Below are 5,415 nucleotides of genomic sequence, written 5' to 3'. Positions count from 1 at the left end.
CCTGCGCGTCGTCTCGGGGTTGACGGTCAAGCAGATCGCCCGCGCCTTCCTGGTGGGCGAGAGCGCGATGGAGCAGCGCATCACCCGGGCCAAGAGCCGCATCGCCCAGGCCGATGTCCGTTCGAGGCGCCCGGCGCGGTCGAACGGTCGGAACGCCTGGGCGTGGTCGCGGCCATGATCTACCTGGTGTTCAACGAAGGCTATTCGGCGACGGGGGCGGAGGCCGATCACCGCCGGCCCCTGTGCGACGAGGCGATCCGCCTCGCCCGCCTGCTGCTGCGGCTGTTCCCGGCCGAGCCCGAGATCATGGGCCTGACGGCCCTGATGTTCCTGCAGCATGCGCGCAGCGCGGCCCGGCTGGACGCCGACGGTGCCATCGTGCTGCTGGAAGACCAGGACCGCCGCCGCTGGAACCCGCAGATGATCGCCGAGGGCCTGGCCCTGATCGACAAGGCGGTGCGCCACCGCCGCCCGGCATCTACCAGGTGCAGGCGGCGATCGCCGCCCTTCACGCCCGGGCCGCCCGGCCGGCGGAGACCGACTGGGTCCAGATCGACCTGCTCTATGCGACACTGGAGCGGTTGCAGCCGTCGCCCGTGGTCACGCTGAACCGCTCGGTCGCCACCGCCAAGGTGCAGGGCCGGCTGCTGCGCTGGCGATGATCGAGCCGCTGGAGGCGCGGCTGGGCGGCTATTTCCATTTCCACGGGGCCAGGGGGCCTATCTGCTCGCGCTCGGCCGTGGCCGGGAGGCGCGCTGCGCCTTCGACCGCGCGATCGCCCTGGCCACCACCCCGGCCGAGGCCGCCCACATCCGCCTTCATCTCGATCGTCTCGCCAAGGACAGCGCCCGGCCGAGGCGGGCGGATAAAAAGTTCCGGGCGATGTCGGATCACCGCCTGCTGCCCCGTCCTTGGGGTGTCTGCAACGGAGAGGACGCATGACCATGGATATCCCACACGTCAAGCTCACCGGCGTCGTGCCCTATATCAATCTCGAGGGCGCGGGCGCCGCCTCGGCCTTCTACCAGAAGGCCTTCGGGGCCGAGGAACTGGTGCGCCTGCCGGCCCAGGACGGCAAGCGGGTGATGCATTGCTGCCTGAAGATCAACAGCGGCCACCTGATGATCAGCGACTGCTTCCCCGAGCACGGCATCACCTATCAGCGCTCCGGCAGCTACACCATGCACCTGCAGGTGTCCGACATCGACGCCGCGTTCCAGCGGGCGGTCGACGCGGGCGCCGAGGTGACCCTGCCGGTTCAACTGATGTTCTGGGGCGATCGCTACGGCCAATTGCGCGACCCCTTCGGCGTCACCTGGTCCCTGGGCCAGACCGTCGACGCAGCCTGATCGTAGGAGAGACCAATGCTCAAGGTAATCGGTATCATCGCCCTGGTTCTGGTGGTCGTCGTCGCCGGCCTGCTGATCTTCGCGGCGACCAAGCCCGATAGTTTCCGCATCGAGCGCACCGCCAGCATCAAGGCGCCGCCCGAGAAGATCTTCGCCCTGATCAACGATCTCCATCAGTGGACCCGCTGGTCGCCCTACGAGAAGATCGACCCGGCGCTGAAGCGCACCTATGGCGGTGCCGAGGCCGGCAAGGGGGCAACCTATGAATGGAGCGGCAACAAGAACGTCGGCTCCGGCCGCATGGAGATCCTGGACACCCAGGTTCCTTCGCGGATCCTGATCAAGCTCGACTTCATGACACCCTTCGAGGGCCACCACACGGCGGAATTCACCCTGGTGCCCACGGGCGAGACGACCAGCGTCACCTGGGCCATGTACGGGACGCACCCCTTCCTCGGCAAGGTCATCGGCATCTTCTTCAACATGGACAAGATGGTCGGCGGCCAGTTCGAAGAGGCCTCGCCAACCTCAAGGCGGCGGTGGAGTAACGCGAGGCTGGCAGGGCCGTCGTGCGTCCTTCGAGACGGCCCTGCGGGCGTTCTTAAGGCATGAGGAGATTGTTTTGGCACAAAGATCCCCTCATCCTGAGGAGCCGTCGAAGACGGCGTCTCGAAGGACGCACGATATGACTCCAGGCCTGTTCGCAGGGGCTTGGCTAAGCTAAAGGCGACGGAGTAGGGACGCTTCCATTCGTCAAACAGATCGGCGTGACTGCCGCTTTGCGATGATCTCGTCCGCCTCGATCATGGCGGCGCGGGTTTCCGCGTTCGGGACCTTCAATTCAAGGGCAAGGCCTGATCGACGACGACCCGACGAAGAAAAAGGCGCACGGCATCGGACATGGACAGGCCGATCGCGTTCAGGGCCGCGGTCGCCCGTTCCTTGGTCTCGTTGGCCACCCGGATATGCAGTATGGAATTATGAGCCGCCATCTCATGCCTCCAGTTGCAGTTTCACCGCCAGGAGGTCGCGCCAGGCGTCGCGCTTGCCTCGGGCTGGCGCAGCAGATAGGCGGGTGGAAGGTCGGCATGGCGGGATGCCGCCCCAGTCGTGCCAGCGGCCGCGCAACCGGGTGATGCCCTCGCTGGTGCCGAGCAGGGTCGAGGCCGGGGTGGCACCCAGGAGGACGATCACTTTCGGCTTCGAGAGCTCGATCAGGCGTTCGACGAAGGGTTTGCAGGTGGCGGTTTCCACCGGGTCGGGCTTGCGGTTGCCCGGCGGGCGCCAGAACAGGATGTTGGCGATATAGGCATCCCCGCGCGGTCGCGGCCGATCGCCTTCAGCATGCGGTCCAGCAATTGCCCGCGCGGGATGCCTATATCGCCAACATCCTGTTCTGGCGCCCGCCGGGCAACCGCAAGCCCGACCCGGTGGAAACCGCCACCTGCAAACCCTTCGTCGAACGCCTGATCGAGCTCTCGAAGCCGAAAGTGATCGTCCTCCTGGGTGCCACCCCGCCTCGACCCTGCTCGGCACCAGCGAGGGCATCACCCGGTTGCGCGGCCGCTGGCACGACTGGGGCGGCATCCCCGCCATGCCGACCTTCCACCCCGCCTATCTGCTGCGCCAGCCCGAGGCCAAGCGCGACGCCTGGCGCGACCTCCTGGCGGTGAAACTGCAACTGGAGGCATGAGATGGCGGCTCATAATTCCATACTGCATATCCGGGTGGCCAACGAGACCAAGGAACGGGCGACCGCGGCCCTGAACGCGATCGGCCTGTCCATGTCCGATGCCGTGCGCCTTTTTCTTCGTCGGGTCGTCGTCGATCAGGCCTTGCCCTTGAATTGAAGGTCCCGAACGCGGAAACCCGCGCCGCCATGATCGAGGCGGACGAGATCATCGCAAAGCGGCAGTCACGCCGATCTGTTTGACGAATGGAAGCGTCCCTACTCCGTCGCCTTTAGCTTAGCCAAGCCCCCTGCGAACAGGCCTGGAGTCATATCGTGCGTCCTTCGAGACGCCGTCTTCGACGGCTCCTCAGGATGAGGGGAATCTTTGTGCCAAAACAAATCTCCTCATGCCTTAAGAACGCCCGCAGGGCCGTCTCGAAGGACGCACGACGGCCCTGCCAGCCTCGCGTTACTCCACCGCCGCCTTGAGGTTGGCGAGGCCCTCTTCGAACTGGCCGCCGACCATCTTGTCCATGTTGAAGAAGATGCCGATGACCTTGCCGAGGAAGGGGTGCGTCCCGTACATGGCCCAGGTGACGCTGGTCGTCTCGCCCGTGGGCACCAGGGTGAATTCCGCCGTGTGGTGGCCCTCGAAGGGTGTCATGAAGTCGAGCTTGATCAGGATCCGCGAAGGAACCTGGGTGTCCAGGATCTCCATGCGGCCGGAGCCGACGTTCTTGTTGCCGCTCCATTCATAGGTTGCCCCCTTGCCGGCCTCGGCACCGCCATAGGTGCGCTTCAGCGCCGGGTCGATCTTCTCGTAGGGCGACCAGCGGGTCCACTGATGGAGATCGTTGATCAGGGCGAAGATCTTCTCGGGCGGCGCCTTGATGCTGGCGGTGCGCTCGATGCGGAAACTATCGGGCTTGGTCGCCGCGAAGATCAGCAGGCCGGCGACGACGACCACCAGAACCAGGGCGATGATACCGATTACCTTGAGCATTGGTCTCTCCTACGATCAGGCTGCGTCGACGGTCTGGCCCAGGGACCAGGTGACGCCGAAGGGGTCGCGCAATTGGCCGTAGCGATCGCCCCAGAACATCAGTTGAACCGGCAGGGTCACCTCGGCGCCCGCGTCGACCGCCCGCTGGAACGCGGCGTCGATGTCGGACACCTGCAGGTGCATGGTGTAGCTGCCGGAGCGCTGATAGGTGATGCCGTGCTCGGGGAAGCAGTCGCTGATCATCAGGTGGCCGCTGTTGATCTTCAGGCAGCAATGCATCACCCGCTTGCCGTCCTGGGCCGGCAGGCGCACCAGTTCCTCGGCCCCGAAGGCCTTCTGGTAGAAGGCCGAGGCGGCGCCCGCGCCCTCGAGATTGATATAGGGCACGACGCCGGTGAGCTTGACGTGTGGGATATCCATGGTCATGCGTCCTCTCCGTTGCAGACACCCCAAGGACGGGGCAGCAGGCGGTGATCCGACATCGCCCGGAACTTTTTATCCGCCCGCCTCGGCCGGGGCGCTGTCCTTGGCGAGACGATCGAGATGAAGGCGGATGTGGGCGGCCTCGGCCGGGGTGGTGGCCAGGGCGATCGCGCGGTCGAAGGCGCAGCGCGCCTCCCGGCCACGGCCGAGCGCGAGCAGATAGGCCCCCCTGGCCCCGTGGAAATGGAAATAGCCGCCCAGCCGCGCCTCCAGCGGCTCGATCATCGCCAGCGCAGCAGCCGGCCCCTGCACCTTGGCGGTGGCGACCGAGCGGTTCAGCGTGACCACGGGCGACGGCTGCAACCGCTCCAGTGTCGCATAGAGCAGGTCGATCTGGACCCAGTCGGTCTCCGCCGGCCGGGCGGCCCGGGCGTGAAGGGCGGCGATCGCCGCCTGCACCTGGTAGATGCCGGGGCGGCGGTGGCGCACCGCCTTGTCGATCAGGGCCAGGCCCTCGGCGATCATCTGCGGGTTCCAGCGGCGGCGGTCCTGGTCTTCCAGCAGCACGATGGCACCGTCGGCGTCCAGCCGGGCCGCGCTGCGCGCATGCTGCAGGAACATCAGGGCCGTCAGGCCCATGATCTCGGGCTCGGCCGGAACAGCCGCAGCAGCAGGCGGGCGAGGCGGATCGCCTCGTCGCACAGGGGCCGGCGGTGATCGGCCTCCGCCCCCGTCGCCGAATAGCCTTCGTTGAACACCAGGTAGATCATGGCCGCGACCACGCCCAGGCGTTCCGACCGTTCGACCGCGCCGGGCGCCTCGAACGGGACATCGCCTGGGCGATGCGGCTCTTGGCCCGGTGATGCGCTGCTCCATCGCGCTCTCGCCCACCAGGAAGGCGCGGCGATCTGCTTGACCGTCAACCCCGAGACGACGCGCAGGGCCAAGGCGATCTGCTGGGTCGGGCA

The 5,415-nt window shown here is 66.7% G+C and carries 10 protein-coding genes and 2 pseudogenes; 7 read left to right on the top strand and 5 right to left on the bottom strand.

Translation table 11 applies throughout. The annotated features are described in order from the left end of the window. Window position 1: 1 nt before the first annotated feature. The 4 genes from D3874_RS31770 to D3874_RS00145 all read left to right on the top strand — a co-directional run bounded on the left by D3874_RS31770 (window position 2) and on the right by D3874_RS00145 (window position 1,961). On the top strand, window positions 2–178 hold the full coding sequence (locus D3874_RS31770; protein WP_456306385.1) for a sigma factor-like helix-turn-helix DNA-binding protein: 177 nt from the start codon (window positions 2–4) through the stop codon (window positions 176–178). Then, entirely contained in the window at window positions 163–609 is a 447-nt protein-coding gene (locus D3874_RS28945; protein WP_199698855.1) for a DUF6596 domain-containing protein, read from the top strand. The genes D3874_RS31770 and D3874_RS28945 overlap by 16 nt, the downstream gene beginning before the upstream one ends. Window positions 610–938: 329 nt before the next feature. Then, the gene (locus tag D3874_RS00150; RefSeq protein ID WP_119775154.1) at window positions 939–1,349 is read left to right on the top strand and encodes a VOC family protein; all 411 of its coding nucleotides are present in this window, start codon (window positions 939–941) and stop codon (window positions 1,347–1,349) included. Window positions 1,350–1,364: 15 nt separating this feature from the next. After that, window positions 1,365–1,961 (top strand): SRPBCC family protein, encoded by a 597-nt coding sequence (locus tag D3874_RS00145; RefSeq protein WP_119775162.1) that lies wholly within the window; start codon window positions 1,365–1,367, stop codon window positions 1,959–1,961. A gap of 224 nt (window positions 1,962–2,185) precedes the next feature. Here D3874_RS00145 and D3874_RS00140 read toward each other — a convergent pair whose 3' ends face one another. Both D3874_RS00140 and D3874_RS00135 read right to left on the bottom strand, forming a co-directional pair. Then, window positions 2,186–2,341, bottom strand: coding sequence for a type II toxin-antitoxin system RelB/DinJ family antitoxin (locus tag D3874_RS00140; protein ID WP_199698854.1), 156 nt, complete (start codon window positions 2,339–2,341; stop codon window positions 2,186–2,188). Between the two features lies 1 nt (window position 2,342). Then, on the bottom strand, window positions 2,343–2,642 hold the full coding sequence (locus D3874_RS00135; RefSeq protein ID WP_233559765.1) for a uracil-DNA glycosylase family protein: 300 nt from the start codon (window positions 2,640–2,642) through the stop codon (window positions 2,343–2,345). 65 nt (window positions 2,643–2,707) lie between these two features. On the opposite strand from D3874_RS00135, the pseudogene D3874_RS29795 reads away from it, so the two are divergent. From D3874_RS29795 to D3874_RS00125, 3 genes and pseudogenes are all read left to right on the top strand, one after another. Then, window positions 2,708–2,818 (top strand): annotated as a pseudogene (locus D3874_RS29795) (uracil-DNA glycosylase); the annotation flags it as partial. An 86-nt stretch (window positions 2,819–2,904) separates the two neighbouring features. Next, a complete protein-coding gene (locus D3874_RS29790; protein WP_233559764.1) occupies window positions 2,905–3,042 on the top strand; it encodes a uracil-DNA glycosylase family protein in 138 nt (45 codons plus the stop codon). A gap of 1 nt (window position 3,043) precedes the next feature. Further along, on the top strand, window positions 3,044–3,199 hold the full coding sequence (locus D3874_RS00125) for a type II toxin-antitoxin system RelB/DinJ family antitoxin (protein WP_199698854.1): 156 nt from the start codon (window positions 3,044–3,046) through the stop codon (window positions 3,197–3,199). 291 nt (window positions 3,200–3,490) lie between these two features. Here the strand turns inward: D3874_RS00125 and D3874_RS00120 are convergent, their stop codons facing one another. From D3874_RS00120 to D3874_RS28940, 3 genes and pseudogenes are all read right to left on the bottom strand, one after another. Further along, window positions 3,491–4,024, bottom strand: coding sequence for an SRPBCC family protein (locus D3874_RS00120; RefSeq protein ID WP_119775156.1), 534 nt, complete (start codon window positions 4,022–4,024; stop codon window positions 3,491–3,493). A 15-nt stretch (window positions 4,025–4,039) separates the two neighbouring features. Beyond that, a complete protein-coding gene (locus tag D3874_RS00115; RefSeq protein WP_119775154.1) occupies window positions 4,040–4,450 on the bottom strand; it encodes a VOC family protein in 411 nt (136 codons plus the stop codon). A gap of 69 nt (window positions 4,451–4,519) precedes the next feature. Beyond that, window positions 4,520–5,217 (bottom strand): annotated as a pseudogene (locus D3874_RS28940) (RNA polymerase sigma factor). Window positions 5,218–5,415 lie beyond the last annotated feature (198 nt).

This window comes from Oleomonas cavernae (assembly GCF_003590945.1).
Lineage (GTDB): Bacteria > Pseudomonadota > Alphaproteobacteria > Zavarziniales > Zavarziniaceae > Zavarzinia > Zavarzinia cavernae.
The sequence above is the reverse complement of the archived record's forward strand: the minus strand, read 5'-3'. Positions and strand labels throughout refer to the sequence as shown.